Source organism: Pseudomonas sp. 05L36 (genome assembly GCF_056398125.1).
The window spans coordinates 52,603-68,864 of record NZ_JBFTOU010000007.1; the positions used below are offsets into that span (position 1 = coordinate 52,603).

Annotated in this window: 15 protein-coding genes; 5 read left to right on the forward strand and 10 right to left on the reverse strand. The window is 60.4% G+C overall.

The window, feature by feature from the left end; genetic code table 11:
* Positions 1 to 80 precede the first annotated feature (80 nt).
* Complete coding sequence (gene fadD2, locus AC1DKH_RS09980) at positions 81 to 1,769, reverse strand: long-chain-fatty-acid--CoA ligase FadD2 (protein WP_477760563.1); 1,689 nt, start codon at positions 1,767 to 1,769, stop codon at positions 81 to 83.
* Between the two features lie 245 nt (positions 1,770 to 2,014).
* On the opposite strand from fadD2, the gene AC1DKH_RS09985 reads away from it, so the two are divergent.
* The 4 genes from AC1DKH_RS09985 to AC1DKH_RS10000 all read left to right on the forward strand — a co-directional run bounded on the left by AC1DKH_RS09985 (position 2,015) and on the right by AC1DKH_RS10000 (position 4,979).
* Entirely contained in the window at positions 2,015 to 2,959 is a 945-nt protein-coding gene (locus tag AC1DKH_RS09985) for a lysophospholipase (protein WP_477756911.1), read from the forward strand.
* 41 nt (positions 2,960 to 3,000) lie between these two features.
* Positions 3,001 to 3,471 carry a MaoC family dehydratase gene (locus AC1DKH_RS09990; RefSeq protein ID WP_477756913.1) on the forward strand — a complete coding sequence of 157 codons (471 nt, stop codon included), beginning with the start codon at positions 3,001 to 3,003 and terminating at the stop codon, positions 3,469 to 3,471.
* 71 nt (positions 3,472 to 3,542) lie between these two features.
* Entirely contained in the window at positions 3,543 to 3,779 is a 237-nt protein-coding gene (locus AC1DKH_RS09995; RefSeq protein WP_003227425.1) for a DUF3820 family protein, read from the forward strand.
* An 18-nt stretch (positions 3,780 to 3,797) separates the two neighbouring features.
* Entirely contained in the window at positions 3,798 to 4,979 is a 1,182-nt protein-coding gene (locus tag AC1DKH_RS10000) for an aminotransferase class V-fold PLP-dependent enzyme (RefSeq protein WP_477756198.1), read from the forward strand.
* Positions 4,980 to 5,181: 202 nt separating this feature from the next.
* On the opposite strand, the gene AC1DKH_RS10005 is transcribed toward AC1DKH_RS10000, so the two are convergent.
* The 3 genes from AC1DKH_RS10005 to zwf are packed head-to-tail and all read right to left on the reverse strand — an operon-like array spanning position 5,182 to position 8,034.
* Positions 5,182 to 5,847 (reverse strand): bifunctional 4-hydroxy-2-oxoglutarate aldolase/2-dehydro-3-deoxy-phosphogluconate aldolase, encoded by a 666-nt coding sequence (locus tag AC1DKH_RS10005; protein ID WP_008050561.1) that lies wholly within the window; start codon positions 5,845 to 5,847, stop codon positions 5,182 to 5,184.
* A 17-nt stretch (positions 5,848 to 5,864) separates the two neighbouring features.
* Positions 5,865 to 6,578: a 6-phosphogluconolactonase gene (pgl, locus tag AC1DKH_RS10010; protein WP_477756199.1), complete on the reverse strand. Its 714-nt coding sequence runs from the start codon at positions 6,576 to 6,578 to the stop codon at positions 5,865 to 5,867.
* Positions 6,565 to 8,034: a glucose-6-phosphate dehydrogenase gene (gene zwf, locus AC1DKH_RS10015; protein ID WP_477756200.1), complete on the reverse strand. Its 1,470-nt coding sequence runs from the start codon at positions 8,032 to 8,034 to the stop codon at positions 6,565 to 6,567. Before zwf ends, pgl begins: the two co-directional genes overlap by 14 nt.
* Positions 8,035 to 8,262: 228 nt before the next feature.
* On the opposite strand from zwf, the gene AC1DKH_RS10020 reads away from it, so the two are divergent.
* The gene (locus tag AC1DKH_RS10020) at positions 8,263 to 9,123 is read left to right on the forward strand and encodes a MurR/RpiR family transcriptional regulator (protein ID WP_170948639.1); all 861 of its coding nucleotides are present in this window, start codon (positions 8,263 to 8,265) and stop codon (positions 9,121 to 9,123) included.
* 153 nt (positions 9,124 to 9,276) lie between these two features.
* Here the strand turns inward: AC1DKH_RS10020 and AC1DKH_RS10025 are convergent, their stop codons facing one another.
* The 6 genes from AC1DKH_RS10025 to AC1DKH_RS10050 form a co-directional block, all read right to left on the reverse strand.
* Complete coding sequence (locus tag AC1DKH_RS10025; RefSeq protein WP_477755242.1) at positions 9,277 to 10,131, reverse strand: D-hexose-6-phosphate mutarotase; 855 nt, start codon at positions 10,129 to 10,131, stop codon at positions 9,277 to 9,279.
* Positions 10,132 to 10,244: 113 nt separating this feature from the next.
* Positions 10,245 to 11,591, reverse strand: a complete 1,347-nt coding sequence (locus AC1DKH_RS10030) for a carbohydrate porin (protein WP_477755241.1) — start codon at positions 11,589 to 11,591, stop codon at positions 10,245 to 10,247.
* 202 nt (positions 11,592 to 11,793) lie between these two features.
* Entirely contained in the window at positions 11,794 to 12,954 is a 1,161-nt protein-coding gene (locus tag AC1DKH_RS10035; RefSeq protein WP_477798081.1) for an ABC transporter ATP-binding protein, read from the reverse strand.
* A gap of 4 nt (positions 12,955 to 12,958) precedes the next feature.
* Complete coding sequence (locus tag AC1DKH_RS10040; RefSeq protein ID WP_477798082.1) at positions 12,959 to 13,804, reverse strand: carbohydrate ABC transporter permease; 846 nt, start codon at positions 13,802 to 13,804, stop codon at positions 12,959 to 12,961.
* Positions 13,797 to 14,705 (reverse strand): carbohydrate ABC transporter permease, encoded by a 909-nt coding sequence (locus AC1DKH_RS10045; protein WP_007974433.1) that lies wholly within the window; start codon positions 14,703 to 14,705, stop codon positions 13,797 to 13,799. Before AC1DKH_RS10045 ends, AC1DKH_RS10040 begins: the two co-directional genes overlap by 8 nt.
* A gap of 160 nt (positions 14,706 to 14,865) precedes the next feature.
* Positions 14,866 to 16,164 carry an ABC transporter substrate-binding protein gene (locus AC1DKH_RS10050; protein WP_477755238.1) on the reverse strand — a complete coding sequence of 433 codons (1,299 nt, stop codon included), beginning with the start codon at positions 16,162 to 16,164 and terminating at the stop codon, positions 14,866 to 14,868.
* Positions 16,165 to 16,262: the final 98 nt, after the last annotated feature.

The window sequence follows — 16,262 nt, forward strand, 5'->3', positions numbered from 1 at the left end:
GCGATCATTCAAACAGGGAGCGTTATCGTTGACGTCCATCGCGAGCGAGCTCGCTCCTACAGGGATCGGCCATTCACCAATCAGGCGATATCACGCAACTCCCGCCGCAGGATCTTGCCCACCGGCGTCATCGGCAGCGACTCACGCAGCACGATGTGCTTCGGTACTTTGTACGCCGTGAAATTTTCCTTGCAGTAAGCCTTCAACTCTTCAAGGCTGACCCCGGCTTCACGGGCCACCACGAACAACTTCACCGCCTCCCCCGACCGCTCGTCGGGCACACCGATGACCGCGCAGTTGGCGACTTTCGGGTGTGCCATCACCACGTCTTCGATCTCGTTCGGGTACACGTTGAACCCCGAAACAATGATCATGTCCTTCTTGCGATCGACGATGCGCACGAAACCGTCCGGGTCGATCACCGCGATATCACCGGACTTGAACCAGCCCTCGGCATCCAGCACTTCGGCGGTGGCATCGGGTTTTTGCCAGTAGCCCTTCATGATCTGCGGGCCTTTGATGCACAACTCGCCGCGTTCTCCCAAAGGTTGCTCGACGCCGTCATCATTGATGACTTTCAGCGTGGTACCCGGCACCGGCATGCCGACCGTGCCAATCCGCGATTGATCGCCGTAGGGGTTGGCGCAGGCAACCGGCGAAGTTTCGGTCAGGCCGTAACCTTCGGTGATGCGACATCCAGTCAGTTGTTCCCAACGCTCGGCAGTGGCCTTGACCAGCGCAGTACCGCCGGAGTTGGTGAGCTTGAGGCTGGAGAAGTCCAGGGTCTTGAAGTCCGGGTGATCCATCAGCGCGACGAACAGCGTGTTGAGCCCCAGCAACGCCGAGAACCGCCAGTTCTTCAGCTCCTTGATGAAGCCGCCGATGTCACGCGGGTTGGTGATCAGCACGTTGTGGTTGCCCGTCACCATCATGCACATGCAGTTCGCCGTGAAAGCATAGATGTGGTACAGCGGCAGCGGCGCGATCATCACCTCCTGGCCTTCGCGCAACAGCGGCTGGCCGTCGCTGGCCGACTGGCTGAGACAGGCCCGCGCCTGTTGCATGTTCGCCACCAGATTGCCGTGCGTCAGCATCGCGCCCTTGGCCAGACCGGTGGTGCCGCCGGTGTATTGCAGCACGGCGATGTCGTCGAGGCCGACGCTCAGCGGCTTGATGCCCAGGCCACGGCCCATGTGCAATGCACTCTTGAAAGAAATGGCCTGGGGCAAGGAATAGTCCGGGACCATCTTCTTGACCTTGCTCACTACAGTGTTGACCAGCCACCCCTTGGCAGTGGGCATCAGGTCGCCCATCTTCGCTTCGATCAGGTACTGGATATCGGTGTCGGGGAGCACTTCCTGGACTTTCTGGCCGAACATATTCAGGTACACCAGTGCCCGGGCACCGGAATCCTTGAACTGGTGACGCATTTCCCGCGCGGTGTACAGCGGGTTGGTGTTGACCACGATCAACCCGGCGCGCAAGGCACCGAACACGGCAATCGGATAATGCAGGACGTTGGGCATCTGCACCGCGATGCGGTCCCCCGGCACCAGGTCGGTGTGGGCTTGCAGGTAACCGGCGAAGGCAGCGCTCTGGCGTTCCAGTTCGGCGTAGGTCAGGGTCACGCCCATGTTGCTGAACGCCGGGCGATCAGCAAACTTCTTGCAGGAACGCTCGAACACCTCGATTACCGACTTGTAGGCTCCCAGATCGATATCCATGGGCACGCCGGCCGGGCGTTTGTCATTCCAGAAATCAGGTTGCATTGTTGTTGTCCTCTTTACCTGAATCTATCCGGGGCCACTTTTCTGTCACTTTTCAAAAAAAATGCAAAAAGCGGAGCTTCACGGACACTAGCAGTTATGACGTAGCAGGCAAATATGCCCACAGCCGTCATTGACCGTATGAATCTACTCGCCGTGGCGTAGGCTGATCAGACGCCCAGCCAAGGATGCGCTATAAACTGCAACGAGCTGTTTGCGACCAGGCAGCCTCATGCAAAGGAACCGCCATGATCCACGACACTTTCTGGCTGACCACGAGCGACCACAGCCGCCTCTTCGTCAACCAGTGGCTTCCCGACGGCAGCCTCAAGGCAATGATTCTGCTGGCCCACGGCATGGCCGAACACAGCGGTCGCTACGGCCCCCTTGCGCAAAAGCTCTGTGATCAGGGCTATGGCGTGTGCGCGCCGGACGTGCGTGGACATGGCAAAACTGCCGAAAACGGGACGCTCGGGCATTTCGCCGATGACGATGGCTGGTGCAAGGTCGTGAGCGACCTGGCCTGCCTCAACCAGCACATCGGCCAGCAGTACCCTGGCGTCCCGATCGTGCTGCTCGGTCACAGCATGGGCAGTTACATCGCCCAGGCCTATCTGCTGCACCACAGTGCCAGCCTGCACGGGGCAATCCTCAGCGGCTCGAACTTCCAGCCTGTGGCGCTTTATCGCGCGGCACGGCAAATCGCCCGTTTCGAACGCCTGCGCCAGGGCCGCAAAGGCCGCAGCGCCTTGATCGAATGGCTGTCGTTCGGCTCGTTCAACAACAAATTCACACCGGCACGCACGCCGTTCGACTGGCTCAGCCGTGATCCGGCGCAGGTCGATCTGTACGTCAACGACCCGCTCTGTGGTTTTCGCTGCACCAATCAACTGTGGATCGATTTGCTCGGTGGCTTGCAGCAAATCAGCAAAGCGTCCAATCTCGCCCAGATCGACCCGGGCCTGCCGTTGCTGGTGATTGGCGGTGAATGTGATCCGGTGAGCGAAGGCAAACGTCTCAAGGATCTTGCCGACGCGTTGCGGGCGGCCGGCAGCCAGCACCTGCAACTGACCGTTTACCCGCAGGCGCGGCACGAACTGTTCAATGAGAGCAACCGCGATGAAATCATCGCCGATGTGCTGAACTGGATCGCACAGGCCTTGAGCACTCCTCGGCCGCACCGATCCGAATAACGTTTTGTGAATTTTCTAATTCGTCACAGGAATCGAGACAGATGACCCAGGTTACCAACACCCCTTACGAAGCCCTCGAAGTCGGCCAGACCGCCAGTTTCAGCAAGACCGTCGAAGAGCGCGACATCCAGTTGTTCGCCGCGATGTCCGGCGATCACAACCCGGTGCACCTGGATGCCGACTACGCCGCCAGCACCATGTTCAAGGAGCGCATCGCCCACGGCATGTTCAGCGGCGCGTTGATCAGCGCAGCGGTCGCCTGCGAATTGCCTGGCCCGGGGACCATCTACATCGGCCAGCAAATGAGCTTTCAGAAACCGGTGAAGATCGGCGACACCCTGACCGTGCGCCTGGAAATCCTGGAAAAACTGCCGAAATTTCGCGTACGCATTGCCACGCGCGTGTTCAACCAGCGCGATGAACTGGTGGTGGATGGCGAGGCGGAAATCCTCGCACCACGCAAACAACAGAGCGTGACCTTGACCACACTGCCAGCGATCAGCATCGGCTAACCCTCTGTGGCGAGGGGGGCTTGTCGGAATGCCTGTATTTTCCAGACTGACTGAATCAAGACGAGCGATCGATGAATCCTGAAAAGCTCGAACTGCTGATCACCCGCGAAATGCCCTTCGGCAAGTACAAGGGCCGAATCATTGCCGACCTGCCCGGCCCTTACCTGAACTGGTTCGCCCGGGAGGGTTTCCCCCATGGCGAGTTGGGCGGCCTGCTGGCCCTGATGCAGGAAATCGATCACAACGGTTTGTCGGACTTGCTCGAACCGCTGCGCGCCAAACACGGCAAACCGGCCCCGCGCCACTGAACACCTACCGAGTAGCCCATGCCCGACAACACCCGCCGCGCCCGTGATGAAGCCTTCTGGCAAACCTTTGCCGACCGCTACGATGTCGAACCCGGCCCGCTCAACCTGGAGAACGGTTACTTTGGACGCATGTCGCGCACGGTGGTCGAGGAATACCAGCGCAACATCGAGCTGATCAACCGCAGCAATTCGGTCTATGTGCGCCAGCGCTTCGAACAGGGCGACAGCCTGAAGATCCGCGCGCAACTGGCCCGGTTGATAGGCGTACCCGCCGACAGCATCGCCCTGACCCGCAACGCGTCGGAAGGTTTGCAGTCGCTGATCCGCAACTACAACCGGCTCCAGCCCGGCGATCAGGTACTGGTTTGCGATCTGGAATACGACACGGTCAAAGGCGCCATGCGCTGGCTGGCGCGTAATCGCGGTGTTGAAGTGATCGAGATCGAACACACCCACCCCGCAACCTTCGACAGCCTGCTCAATACCTACCGCGAAACCTTCGCGCGGCACCCACGGCTGAAGCTGATGGCCCTGACCCACGTCACCCATCGCACGGGCCTGGTGATGCCGGTGCAGGCGATTGCAGCCGCGGCAAAGGAACACGGCATCGACGTCATCCTCGACGGTGCCCATGCCCTCGGTCAGTTCGAATTCGACCTGGCCGAGTTCGGTATCGCCTTCGCCGGCTACAACCTGCACAAGTGGATCGGTGCACCGCTGACGCTCGGCTTTATCTACATTGCACCCGAACACCTGGCCGACATCGACCCGGACATGGGCGAGATGCATTTTCCGGTCACTGACATTCGTGCCCGTATGCCGTACAGCACACCGAACATTCCGGCGTTGCTGACCTTGCCGCTGGTACTCGAGGAGCATCACGCCATGGGCGGCGCGGCGGCCAAGGGTTCTCGGCTCAACTACCTGCGCAACCTGTGGGTCCGCCCCGTGCGCGAACTACCGGGCATCGAAGTCCTGACCCCGGACGACCCGCGACTGTACTGCGGCATCACGTCCATGCGTTTCATCGCACAGACCGATCAGCAGGCGATGGTCGAGCGGCTGCTCAAGGACTACAACCTGTTCACCGTGGTACGCACTGGCGCGGCGTGCGGCCCGTGCATCCGCATCACCCCGGGGCTGACCACCACCGCCGAGCACATGACGCGGCTGACCACGGCGCTGGCGCAATTGTGCTGACCTGCAGGAGCGAGCTCGCTCGCGAAAAACTTCCAGGCACCGCTGGCTATCGGGTTCCCGCGTTATCGTTCACGACCATCGCGAGCGAGCTCGCTCCTACAGGTATTAATTGCCTCAATTTTTCGCGGGCAAAAAAAAACGGTGCACCGACCAAGCGCACCGTAAAGCCGTAGAACACACAACGAGGTGTAGGGTGAAGCGATCAGTCCAGCAGCGCCAAGGCCTCGGCGGTGCATTCCTGAATGCGGGCCCAGTCGCCGTTCTTGATCCACTCCGGATCAAGCATCCAGCTACCGCCCACGCACATGACGTTTTTCAACGCCATGTAGCTCTTGATATTGGCAGGTCCCACGCCGCCGGTCGGGCAGAATTTCACTTCGCCGAACGGACCGCCCAAAGCCTTGATGGCTGCAACGCCGCCGCTGACTTCGGCCGGGAACAGCTTGAAGCGACGATACCCCAGACCGTAGCCTTCCATGATGCCCGAGGCATTGCTGATGCCCGGCAACAGTGGAATCGGGCTGGCGACGCTGGCTTCCAGCAGGTCGCGGGTGATACCCGGCGTGACGATGAATTGCGAGCCGGCCGCTTCCGCCGCCGCCAGCATGTGGCGATCGAGCACGGTGCCGGCACCGGTCACCAGTTCCGGACGCTGCTCGCGCAGAATCTGGATGGCCTTGAGGCCGAATTGCGAACGCAAGGTCACTTCCAGGGCCGTCAGGCCACCGGCCGCGAGGGCGTCGGCCAGCGGCAGAACGTCTTGCTCGCGGGCGATGGTGATCACCGGCAGAATCCGCGCTTTCGCGCAGATGCTGTCGATCAGGGCAACTTTGTCCGCCATGGAAACGGTCGGGGATGGGTTTGTCATAGCGGCTGTTCCTTGGCTCATGGGCACCAGTAAATCTCTAACGTGGGTTGCAGAAACGCGCGAATCGGCAGTGCGGCGACATCGTCACCGGCCAGTGCGGTACTCAGGGTGGTCAGCTTGGACTGACCGGAAATCGATAGAACCTTATGCTTGGCCGAGGCCAGCAGCGCCCGGCTCATGGTCAGGCGCTGATGCGGCACGGTCGGCGCCAGCATCGGCCAGCAGCGACGGACGCCATCGGCCTGCAATGCCTCGGCAAGGTTCGGGCTGTTGGGGAACAGCGACGCGGTGTGGCCGTCATCGCCCATGCCGAGGATCAGCACGTCGATCACCGGCAACTCGGACAACAAACGGTCGGCCTGCTCGGCCGCCTGTTCCAGGTTGGCGCTGGCGCTGTACAGGCTCAGGAATTGCGCCTTGGCCGCCGGGCCTTGCAGCAGGTAACGCTTGATCAGACCGGCGTTGCTGTCGGCGTGTTCCACCGGCACCCAGCGCTCGTCGGCCAGGCTGACCACCACGTTCGACCAGTCCAGCGTCTGCTTGGCCAGGTGCTGGAAAAACGCCACCGGGCTGCGGCCACCGGAAACCACCAGGGTCGCAGCGCCCTGGGCTTCGATCGCGTCGCTCAGTTGTTTCGCCACGTTCAGTGCCAGGCTTTCAGCCAGCAGCACCGGGCTCTTGTATGCATGGGCGCTGACGCCCTGCGGCAGTTTCAAATCAGATATCGCCATACCACGACCTCCCGTCCCGCGTGATCAGAGCAATGGAGCTCATCGGCCCCCAGGACCCGGCCGCGTACGGCTTGGGCGCATCACCGGATTTTTTCCACCCGGCGATCAACTGGTCACACCACTTCCACGCGGCTTCGATTTCATCTTTACGGACAAACAGGTTCTGATTGCCGCGCATTACTTCCAGCAACAACCGCTCGTAGGCATCGGGAATCCGTGCGCTGCTCCAGGTGTCGGAAAAATTCAGCTGCAACGGACCGCTGCGCAGCTGCATGCCTTTGTCCAGGCCTTGATCTTTGGTCATGACACGCAAGGAAATGCCTTCGTCCGGCTGCAGGCGGATAATCAGCTTGTTGCTGATTTGCAGGCGCTGCTCGGGGGCGAAGATGTAGTGCGACGGTTCCTTGAAGTGGATGACGATCTGCGACAGCTTCTGCGGCATGCGCTTGCCGGTACGCAGGTAAAACGGCACGCCGGCCCAGCGCCAGTTGCGGATGTCGGCACGCAGGGCGACGAAGGTTTCGGTATCGCTCTGGGTGTTGGAATTGGGTTCTTCCAGGTACCCCGGCACCGCTTTGCCTTCGCTGTAGCCGGCGATGTACTGGCCGCGCACCACTTGAGTGGTCAGGCCTTCCGGGCTGATCGGCGCCAGGGCCTTGAGCACTTTGACTTTCTCGTCGCGAATGCTGTCGGCGGACAGGTCGGCCGGCGGGTCCATGGCGATCAGGCAGAGCAGTTGCAGCAGGTGATTCTGGATCATGTCCCGCAGCTGGCCGGCCTTGTCGAAGTAACCCCAGCGGCCTTCGATGCCGACCTTCTCGGCCACGGTGATTTCCACGTGGGAAATGTAATTCTGGTTCCACTGGGTTTCGAACAGGCTGTTGGCGAAACGCAGGGCGATCAGGTTCTGGACGGTTTCCTTGCCCAGATAATGGTCGATGCGGTAGGTGCGGTTCTCCGGGAAGAACTGCGCCACCGCGTCGTTGACCTTGCGCGAGGATTCCAGGTCCGAACCGATGGGTTTTTCCAGCACCACGCGGGTGTTTTCTGCCAGACCGACCTTGGCCAGGTTCTCGCAAATCGCGCCATACACGGCGGCCGGGGTCGCAAAGTAGGCAATGACTCGCTGTGCGGTGCCGGCGACTTCGGCCAGGGTCACATAATCCTCGGGCTTGAGGAAGTCGACGTGCAGGTAGCTCAAGCGCGCCAGAAAACGCTCGACTACGGCTTCGTCCAGCTCTTTGGCGCCGACATAACGGCGTAGCTCGGAGGCGATGAACGTCAGGTGTTCCTGTTCGCTGCCAGCCTCACGGGCCAGCGCGATGATGCGCGTGTCCTCGTGCAAGAGGCCTGCGCCGTCGAGTTGATAAAGGGCAGGAAACAGCTTGCGCAAGGCCAGATCGCCCAAGGCGCCGAACAAGGTAAAGGTGCACGGTTCAACCGTAATCGAGAGCATGATGTTTGTTCTTTTATCAAGTTAAGCTACAAATACCTTTTTTCAAGGCATCACTCAAGGGAAAATGTAGTAATAACCACAACATTTTCGCAAAATACAGATTCCGAGTGGTGGTCGGTCGGAGCCATCAGTAGGATAGGCCACCGTGATGGGCCTCACCAAAGGCCCTTTTTGCATTAACCGCGCGCTTATCGGTGCCGGTGAATCAAGGATACTTATATGGACCGCGTGCGAAATTTACTGGAGCAAATCCAGAATCGCCTTGAAGAGCTGAACAAGGCCGAACGCAAAGTCGCCGAGGTGATTCTGCTCAACCCGCAGCAGGCCACCCGCTTCAGCATCGCCGCCCTCGCCCAGGCCGCTTCGGTCAGCGAACCGACGGTCAACCGTTTCTGCCGTTCGTTCGGCGTCAGCGGCTACCCTGAGCTCAAACTGCAACTGGCCCAGAGCCTGGCCAGTGGCGCCGCCTATGTCAGCCGTGCGGTGGAGGCCGATGACAATCCGGAGGCCTACACCCAGAAGATCTTCGGCAGCGCCATCGCCTCGCTGGACAGCGCTTGCCAGGCACTCGACCCGAACCTGATCAGCCGCGCCGTCGACCTGCTGATCCAGGCGCGGCAGATCCACTTCTTCGGCCTCGGCGCCTCGGCCCCGGTGGCACTGGATGCGCAGCACAAGTTCTTCCGCTTCAACCTCGCCGTCACGGCCCACGCGGATGTGCTGATGCAGCGCATGATTGCCTCGGTGGCCCACACCGGCGAGTTGTTCGTGATCATTTCCTACACCGGTCGCACCCGCGAACTGGTGGAAGTGGCGCGCATCGCCCGGGAAAACGGCGCCTCGGTGCTTGGCCTGACCGCCGAGAACTCGCCACTGGCCAAGGCCAGCACCCTGAGCCTGAACATTCCGCTGCCGGAAGACACCGACATCTACATGCCGATGACGTCGCGGATCATCCAGCTGACCGTGCTGGACGTGCTCGCCACCGGCATGACGTTGCGCCGGGGTGTGGATTTCCAGCCGCATTTGCGCAAGATCAAGGAGAGCTTGAATGCCAGCCGGTATCCGGTGGGCGACGAGTTCAATTGATCCAATATTTGCGCTGACTGATCCGGCCTCATCGCGAGCAAGCTCGCTCCCACAGGGGATTTGGTTTGAACATTAAACTTGTGTTCACCGAAGATCCAATGTGGGAGCGAGCTCGCTCGCGATGGCGCCAGTCCAGACAACATCGAAATCGAACTACCCCCCCACCCGCGCCTGTAAACTCAAATGCGCCCGCTCCCCAGGCGCAAGGCACAGGCTGTCCGTGCCGCCGCTCGCCGCTTCGACACAGACAAATTCGGATATCTCGTTCCAGGTCACGCCGAGCAACGGCCGCGAGCCGGGATGCCACACCACCGTGTCGGCCGTATCCCCCGTATCGATGCACAAAGCCCGCTGCCAGGCGTGGTCATTGAGCTGCAATTCACCGTCATGCTGGAACACCCGCTGGCATCCGCCGTCCACCCGTAATTCGCCTTCCTGCTGACAGACCTGCCGGCTCAACTGGTCGTAACCCTGCGCGCCTTCGAGCCCAGACAGCGCTATCTCACTGACATCGCCAATACGCCAGTAAGCATGCAAAGCCTGGCTCAGCTGGCACGGCATGTCGTCCTGATGCTCGGTGCTCAGACGCAGCTCCATGCGCTCACCCAGGTGTGCGTGCAGGTCCACCTGCCAGTCGCACAACTTCAGCTGCCAGTGCAATCGCACGCCGTCGTCGTCACTGCTGCTGTCGAGCAGCTTCCAGTCGAGCAACCGCGCCCAGCCATGGGACGGCCAGGCGTTTTCGCTCGGATGCCGGCCATACCACGGCCAACACACCGGCACGCCACCGCGAATGGCACCGACCTGCGGCCACTTCGCCGCGCACCACAGCCAGGGTTTCTGGCCCTTGGGCTGGAAGTGCAGCAACTGCGCGCCTTGACGACTGAACACCGCCTGACACAGCGGATGATCGATCACCAGCACATCGCGCATCTGATAGCGCTCCCACGCAAACACGGAGCGCTCGCGCAAGGATTTGAAGAAGCGTTGTAGCGGATGCTCAAGCATGTGCCACGGTCCTGAAATCAACTGTCACCGGGGTGCGCGACCCGCAAAAAAAAGCGGACAGCCATGGCTGTCCGCAAATATGCGCACATGGAGAGAAGCTTATCGCAGACGCGTTAGAACACCGACTGAATTTTCAGGCCAGCCACCAGCGCGTTGTCGACTTCATCCACACCACCCGGGTGCGTGACGTATTGCAGGTTGGGGCGTACGGTCAGCCAGTTGGTCACGTGGAAGCCGTAGTTGATCTCGTAGTTGTATTCGGTTTCACGAATGGGCGAGAACAGCGGATTGTCGTATTCCGAAACACCATTGGCCGCGTTGGTCAGCTCGGCGTTTTTCTTCACGTCATCGTTGACATGGATACGGGCGAAACCGATGCCGACGTCATCCTTCGGACGCGCGTCGAACGGGCCCTTGTACACAAACATCAGCGACTGGTAGTTGTCGATGAAGTTGGTGTCCTTGTCGTGAAAAGTGGCGTTGGCCGCGATGTTCAGACCGCGAGAAGCGTCACCGTTGTGACTGGTGAGTTGCTGCTGCGCGACGAACCAGTAGCCATGCTTGCTATCGTGGACGCGAAAAGGGTTGCCCGTGGTCGCTGCGTCCTGGCCATTGTCGTCCTCGCGCACGTCGTCGGCAGGCGCAGTGCTTTTGTAGTAACCGACACGGTATTCGCCCGGCAGGTTGTTGACCTTCGGCGACCAGACCAGCTCGACCGGCAGGACGGTGCCATTGGTACCACTGCCGCTGAGCTTGAAGCCGTTACCGTGTTCCAGTTGCGACGTGTTCTGGTTGTACGCACCAATCTGGGCGTAGAGCTCGTCATTGATGTTGTACTTCACGCGGATCGCCGCCTGCATCACCGGCCAGTTGTACCAGATGTTGGTGGCCCAGTTACCCACCTGGGATCCGCAGAACGCCAGGTTCTGGAATTCGCACGGGAAGGTGTTGAAGTCTTCACCTTCACCGAAGTAACCGGCTTTGACGTCCAGTTTGTTGTCGAGGAACTGGTGCTGAATCCACAACTGGGTCAGACGCACCATATGGCCACGACCGAAGACTTCCTGCGAGGAACTCAAGGTGCCGGCACGCGGATCGCCGATACGGTCGTTGGAGATGTTCTCACCGTTACGGTTGGTGAGCTGGATCTTGGCCTGGGTGTTATCCCAGCCGAACAGTTTCTCCAGGTCCAGCGCCGCGCCCAGGCCAAACTGGTCGGCGTAGCGCGCGGTCTTGTCATCGTTGAAACCGCCATGCAGGTTGCCGCCGACTTCACCGACGTAGTCCATCTTGATGTCGATGCCTTGCTCGATCAGCTTGGTACGCTCGCCCCCCCAGTCGCCCGTCATCCACTTGGAGTCGGAGCTGAACGCTTCATCGGCCATCGCATTGCCGGCCAGAACCAGTGCTGCCGCTGCTGAAACCTGGCAGATCAACCGGGCCTTGTTCTTCATCTTCATCCCTACTTCCTCGTTTTATTGTTATTAACTTTTCTTCTTTAACGCGGTTACATCAGTTGCGACGGGGGTCTCCACCCGACGCATATCCCCCCCTGTAGGAGCGAGCTTGCTCGCGATGGACGCAATGACGACGCGTACTCTCTGATCAAATGCGGCGCCATTGAGATCATCGCGAGCAAGCTCGCTCCTACAGTTTTGTTCTTCAGCGGCCTTTGAATCGGGCCACGTTGTCAGCATGCGCCTCGGCTTTTGGCAGGCCGGCAATCCCCAAGCGCTCCCCGCTCTTGGCATCGAACAGCAGCACTTTCGCCGGGTCGAATTGCAGGGTCAGGGTCTCGCCCACTGCCGGCGCCACGTCTGGCGCCAGGCGGCAGCAGACCTTGGTGTCGTTGAGGTTGACGAAGACCAGGGTGTCGGGACCGGTCGGTTCGGTGACCTGGACTTCGGCACGAATGGTCGGCAAACCGTTCGCTTCGCCGTTGGCCAGGATGATCTGCTCAGGGCGCATGCCGAGGATCACTTCGCGGTCTTCAAGACCGGCGTCCTGCATGCCCAGCGGCAATTCGCAACGGGCCTGGCCGCTGTCGAGCAGCGCGACCAGACGACCGTCCTTGCGCTGCAAACGCAGCGGGATGAAGTTCATCGGCGGCGAACCGATGAAGCTCGCCACGAACAGGTTGGCCGGGTTGTTGTAGATGTCTTTCGGCGTGCCGAACTGCTGGATGATTCCGTCCTTCATCACCGCCACTTTGTCGCCCAGGGTCATGGCTTCGATCTGGTCGTGGGTCACGTAGACCGTGGTGGTTTTCAGGCGCTGGTGCATCAGTTTCATTTCGGTGCGCATCTCGACCCGCAGCTTGGCGTCGAGGTTGGACAGCGGTTCGTCGAACAGATAAATCTTCGGCCGCCGCGCCAGTGCACGGCCCATCGCCACACGCTGTTGCTGTCCACCGGAGAGTTGGCCGGGTTTGCGGCTGAGCAGGTGTTCGATCTGCAACAGCTTGGAAACCCGAGCGACTTCTTCGTCGATTTCGGCGGTGGGCATTTTGCGGATCTTCAGGCCGAACGCGATGTTGTCGCGCACGCTCATGGTCGGATACAGCGCGTAGGACTGGAACACCATGGCGATGTCGCGATCCTTGGGGCTCATGCCGCTGATGTCGGCGTCGTCCACCAGGATCGCGCCGCCGCTGATGGTTTCCAGGCCGGCGATGCAGTTCATCAAGGTCGACTTGCCGCAGCCCGACGGGCCGACCAGGATCAGGAACTCACCGTCATCGATCTTCAGTTCGATGTTTTTCAGGGTGTCCGGCAAGCCGGGGCCGTAGGTCTTGTTGACGTTGCGTAATTCGAGAGTTGCCATGTTTCTACCCCTTGACCGCGCCGGACGTCAGCCCACGCAGGAAATACTTGCCAGCGAAAATGTAGACCAGCAGTGTCGGCAGCCCGGCGATCATCGCGGCGGCCATATCAACGTTGTATTCCTTGGCCCCGGTGCTGGTGTTGACCAGGTTGTTCAGGGCCACGGTAATTGGCTGGGCGTCGCCACTGGCGAACACCACGCCGAACAGGAAGTCGTTCCAGATCTGGGTGAACTGCCAGATCAGGCAGACCATCACGATCGGGATCGACATCGGCAGCAGGATCTTCAGGAAGATCGTGAAGAAGCCCGCGCCATCGAGCCTTGCGGCCTTGACCAGCGCATCCGGAATGCTCACGTAGTAGTTGCGAAAGAACAGCGTGGTGAACGCCAGGCCGTAGACCACATGCACCAGCACCAGGCCGGAGGTGGTGTTGGCCAGGCCGAACTTGCCGAGGGTGAACGAGGCTGGCAGCAGCACGGTCTGGAACGGCAGGAAGCAGCCGAACAGCAACAGGCCGAAGAACAGTTGCGAACCTCGGAAGCGCCACATCGACAGCACGTAGCCGTTCATCGCACCAATAAACGTGGAAATCAGTACCGCCGGCACGGTGATCTTCACCGAGTTCCAGAAGTAGCCGCCGACCACGTCCCAGGCCTTGATCCAGCCGATGCCATCGATCACGGTCGGCCAGCTCAACAGGTTGCCGGTGCGGATGTCTTCAGGGGATTTGAAACTGGTCAGCAGCATCACCACCAACGGGATCAGGTACACCGCCGCTGCCAATAGCAAGGTGGTGTAGATCGCGATGCGGCTGAAACTGAGCGTTGGTTTGCCGAGTTGATTAGTCATGGCGTTTGCCTCGCAGCTCGGAGTACAAGTACGGCACGAGGATGGTCAGCACCGCGCCGAGCATCAGCATGGCGCTGGCCGAACCGATGCCCATCTGGCCACGGCTGAACGTGAAGGAATACATGAACATCGCCGGCAGGTCGGAGGAGTAACCCGGACCGCCCGCGGTCATCGCCGCGACCAGGTCGAAGCTCTTGATCGCGATGTGCGCCAGGATCATGAAGGCACTGAAGAACACCGGGCGCAGGCTCGGCAGGACGATCTTCAGGTAGATGGTCGGCAGGCTCGCACCATCGACCTGGGCGGCACGGATGATCGACTGATCGACACCGCGCAGGCCGGCCAGGAACATCGCCATGACAAACCCGGAGGCTTGCCATACGGCGGCGATCACCAGGCAGTAAACCACGCGATCCTGATCCACCAGCCAGTCGAGGCGGAAGCCTTCCCAGCCCCAATCCCGCAGCATCTTGTCCAGGCCCAGGCCAGGGTTGAGCAGCCATTTCCACGCGGTACCGGTGACGATCATCGACAGCGCCATCGGGTACAGGTAGACGGTGCGGATGAAGCCTTCCTTGCGAATGCGCTGGTCCAGCAGCACGGCGAGGAACACGCCCAGCACCAGGCTGATGCCGATGAACATGCCACCGAACACCGCGAGGTTCTTGCTCGCGACCCACCAGCGGTCGTTGTCCATCAGGCGCATGTATTGCTGCAGGCCGACCCACTTGTAGCTCGGCATGAAGCTGGAGTTGGTGAAGGACAGAATGAACGTCCAGATGATGTAACCGTAGAAGCCAACCAACACGATCAGCATGCTCGGCGCGAGTACCAACTTGGGTAGCCAGCGTTGCAGCGCATCGAACGGTGAGGCTTTGCTGAAAACCGCCACAGAGCTCATCGGGATAATCCAGGTTTAGATAAAAGGATCGGAGTGCGATCCCTTGTAGGAGCGAGCTTGCTCGCGATGGAGTGTCAGTCAACATCTGTGCAGCTGACACACCATCGCGAGCAGGCTCGCTCCTACAGGGGAGGAACTCACTCAGGTAAATGCCAAGGGATTACTGGGCCGCTTTGACAGCCGAGGCCAGTTGGGCGCTGGCCTTGGCCGGGTCAGCGTCCTTGTCGTTCATGAAGTTGGTGACCACGTCGAAGATCGCGCCCTGCACGGCCAGGGAGGTGGCCATGTTGTGCGCCATGCTCGGTTGCAGGCCGCCGGTCTTGTCGTCCGCGACAAAGTCCTTCGCCGATTTCTGGGCGCACTCGTCGAAGCCGAGCTTGTCCATTTCGTTCAGCATGTCGTTACGCACCGGGATCGAACCCTTGTTCATGCTGAAGACTTTCTGGAAGTCGGTACCCAATGCGACCTTGGCCAGGTCTTGCTGGGCAGCGATGTCGCCTTTGCGATCGGCCTTGAGCTTGAACACCGCCAGGGAGTCGATGTTGTAGGTGAAGGCTTTTTCAGTGCCCGGGAACGCTACGCACTGGTAGTCCTTGCCCGCGACTTTCTTCGCCGCAGTCCACTCGCTTTTCGCCCAGTCGCCCATCATCTGCATGCCGGCCTTGCCGTTGATGACGTCGGCGGCGGCGATGTTCCAGTCACGACCGGCGCGGTTCGGGTCCATGTAGCCGGTGATCTTTTTCAGCTCGGCGAACGACTGGGTCATCTGCGGGCCGGACAGGGTTTTCTGGTCCAGGTCGACCAGGGCTTTCTTGTAACCGTCGGCGCCCATGACCGAGAGCACCACGTCTTCGAACACGGTGCTGTCCTGCCAAGGCTGACCGCCGTGGGCGAGCGCGATGAAGCCGGCGGCTTTGAGCTTGTCGCCGGCGGCATAGAATTCTTCGAGGGTGGTCGGGGCTTTTTCGATCCCGGCTTTCTTGAACACTTGCGGGTTGATCCACAGCCAGTTGACGCGGTGGATGTTCACCGGCACAGCCACGTAATCGCCTTCGTACTTGACGGTGTCGGAGACTTTCTTCGACAGCAGGCCATCCCAGTTTTCCGACTTGGATACTTCTTTCAACGCGTCGGTGCTGAGCAGGCCAGTGCTACCCCACTCCTGGATATCCGGACCTTTGATTTGCGCGACGCCCGGCGGGTTGCCGGCTACGGCGCGACTTTTGAGTACGGTCATGGCCGTGGAACCGCCGCCACCGGCGACTGCGCCGTCCTTCCAGGTGAAGCCGTCTTTTTCGACTTGAGCCTTCAGGACATCGACTGCTGCTTTTTCACCACCGGAGGTCCACCAGTGAACGACTTCAACGGAACCTTTGGATTCAGCGGCAAGAACACTGAGGGGGAGCGCAGACAGGGAAGCGAGAGAAATGACAGTAGCGAGGCGAGAAATCGCATTCATCCAGGAGCACCTTTCTTGTTGTTATGCATGCAAGTCTATTGCTTGCGCTGCATAGGAGTTTAAACAGGGGATATCCCCTCGCAGGTAACGAAGGGATG

Excerpts from the sequence above, each read along its gene's own strand:
- AC1DKH_RS09990 (WP_477756913.1), top strand. The coding sequence starts at position 3,001 with ATGACCCAGGTTACCAACACCCCTTACGAAGCCCTCGAAGTCGGCCAG.
- AC1DKH_RS10025 (WP_477755242.1), bottom strand. The coding sequence starts at position 10,131 with ATGCTTGAGCATCCGCTACAACGCTTCTTCAAATCCTTGCGCGAGCGC.
- AC1DKH_RS10045 (WP_007974433.1), bottom strand. The coding sequence starts at position 14,705 with ATGAGCTCTGTGGCGGTTTTCAGCAAAGCCTCACCGTTCGATGCGCTG.
- AC1DKH_RS10030 (WP_477755241.1), bottom strand. The coding sequence starts at position 11,591 with ATGAAGATGAAGAACAAGGCCCGGTTGATCTGCCAGGTTTCAGCAGCG.
- AC1DKH_RS10050 (WP_477755238.1), bottom strand. The coding sequence starts at position 16,164 with ATGAATGCGATTTCTCGCCTCGCTACTGTCATTTCTCTCGCTTCCCTG.
- pgl (WP_477756199.1), bottom strand. The coding sequence starts at position 6,578 with ATGGCGATATCTGATTTGAAACTGCCGCAGGGCGTCAGCGCCCATGCA.
- AC1DKH_RS10005 (WP_008050561.1), bottom strand. The coding sequence starts at position 5,847 with ATGACAAACCCATCCCCGACCGTTTCCATGGCGGACAAAGTTGCCCTG.
- fadD2 (WP_477760563.1), bottom strand. The coding sequence starts at position 1,769 with ATGCAACCTGATTTCTGGAATGACAAACGCCCGGCCGGCGTGCCCATG.
- AC1DKH_RS10040 (WP_477798082.1), bottom strand. The coding sequence starts at position 13,804 with ATGACTAATCAACTCGGCAAACCAACGCTCAGTTTCAGCCGCATCGCG.
- AC1DKH_RS10000 (WP_477756198.1), top strand. The coding sequence starts at position 3,798 with ATGCCCGACAACACCCGCCGCGCCCGTGATGAAGCCTTCTGGCAAACC.
- AC1DKH_RS09995 (WP_003227425.1), top strand. The coding sequence starts at position 3,543 with ATGAATCCTGAAAAGCTCGAACTGCTGATCACCCGCGAAATGCCCTTC.
- AC1DKH_RS09985 (WP_477756911.1), top strand. The coding sequence starts at position 2,015 with ATGATCCACGACACTTTCTGGCTGACCACGAGCGACCACAGCCGCCTC.
- AC1DKH_RS10035 (WP_477798081.1), bottom strand. The coding sequence starts at position 12,954 with ATGGCAACTCTCGAATTACGCAACGTCAACAAGACCTACGGCCCCGGC.
- zwf (WP_477756200.1), bottom strand. The coding sequence starts at position 8,034 with ATGCTCTCGATTACGGTTGAACCGTGCACCTTTACCTTGTTCGGCGCC.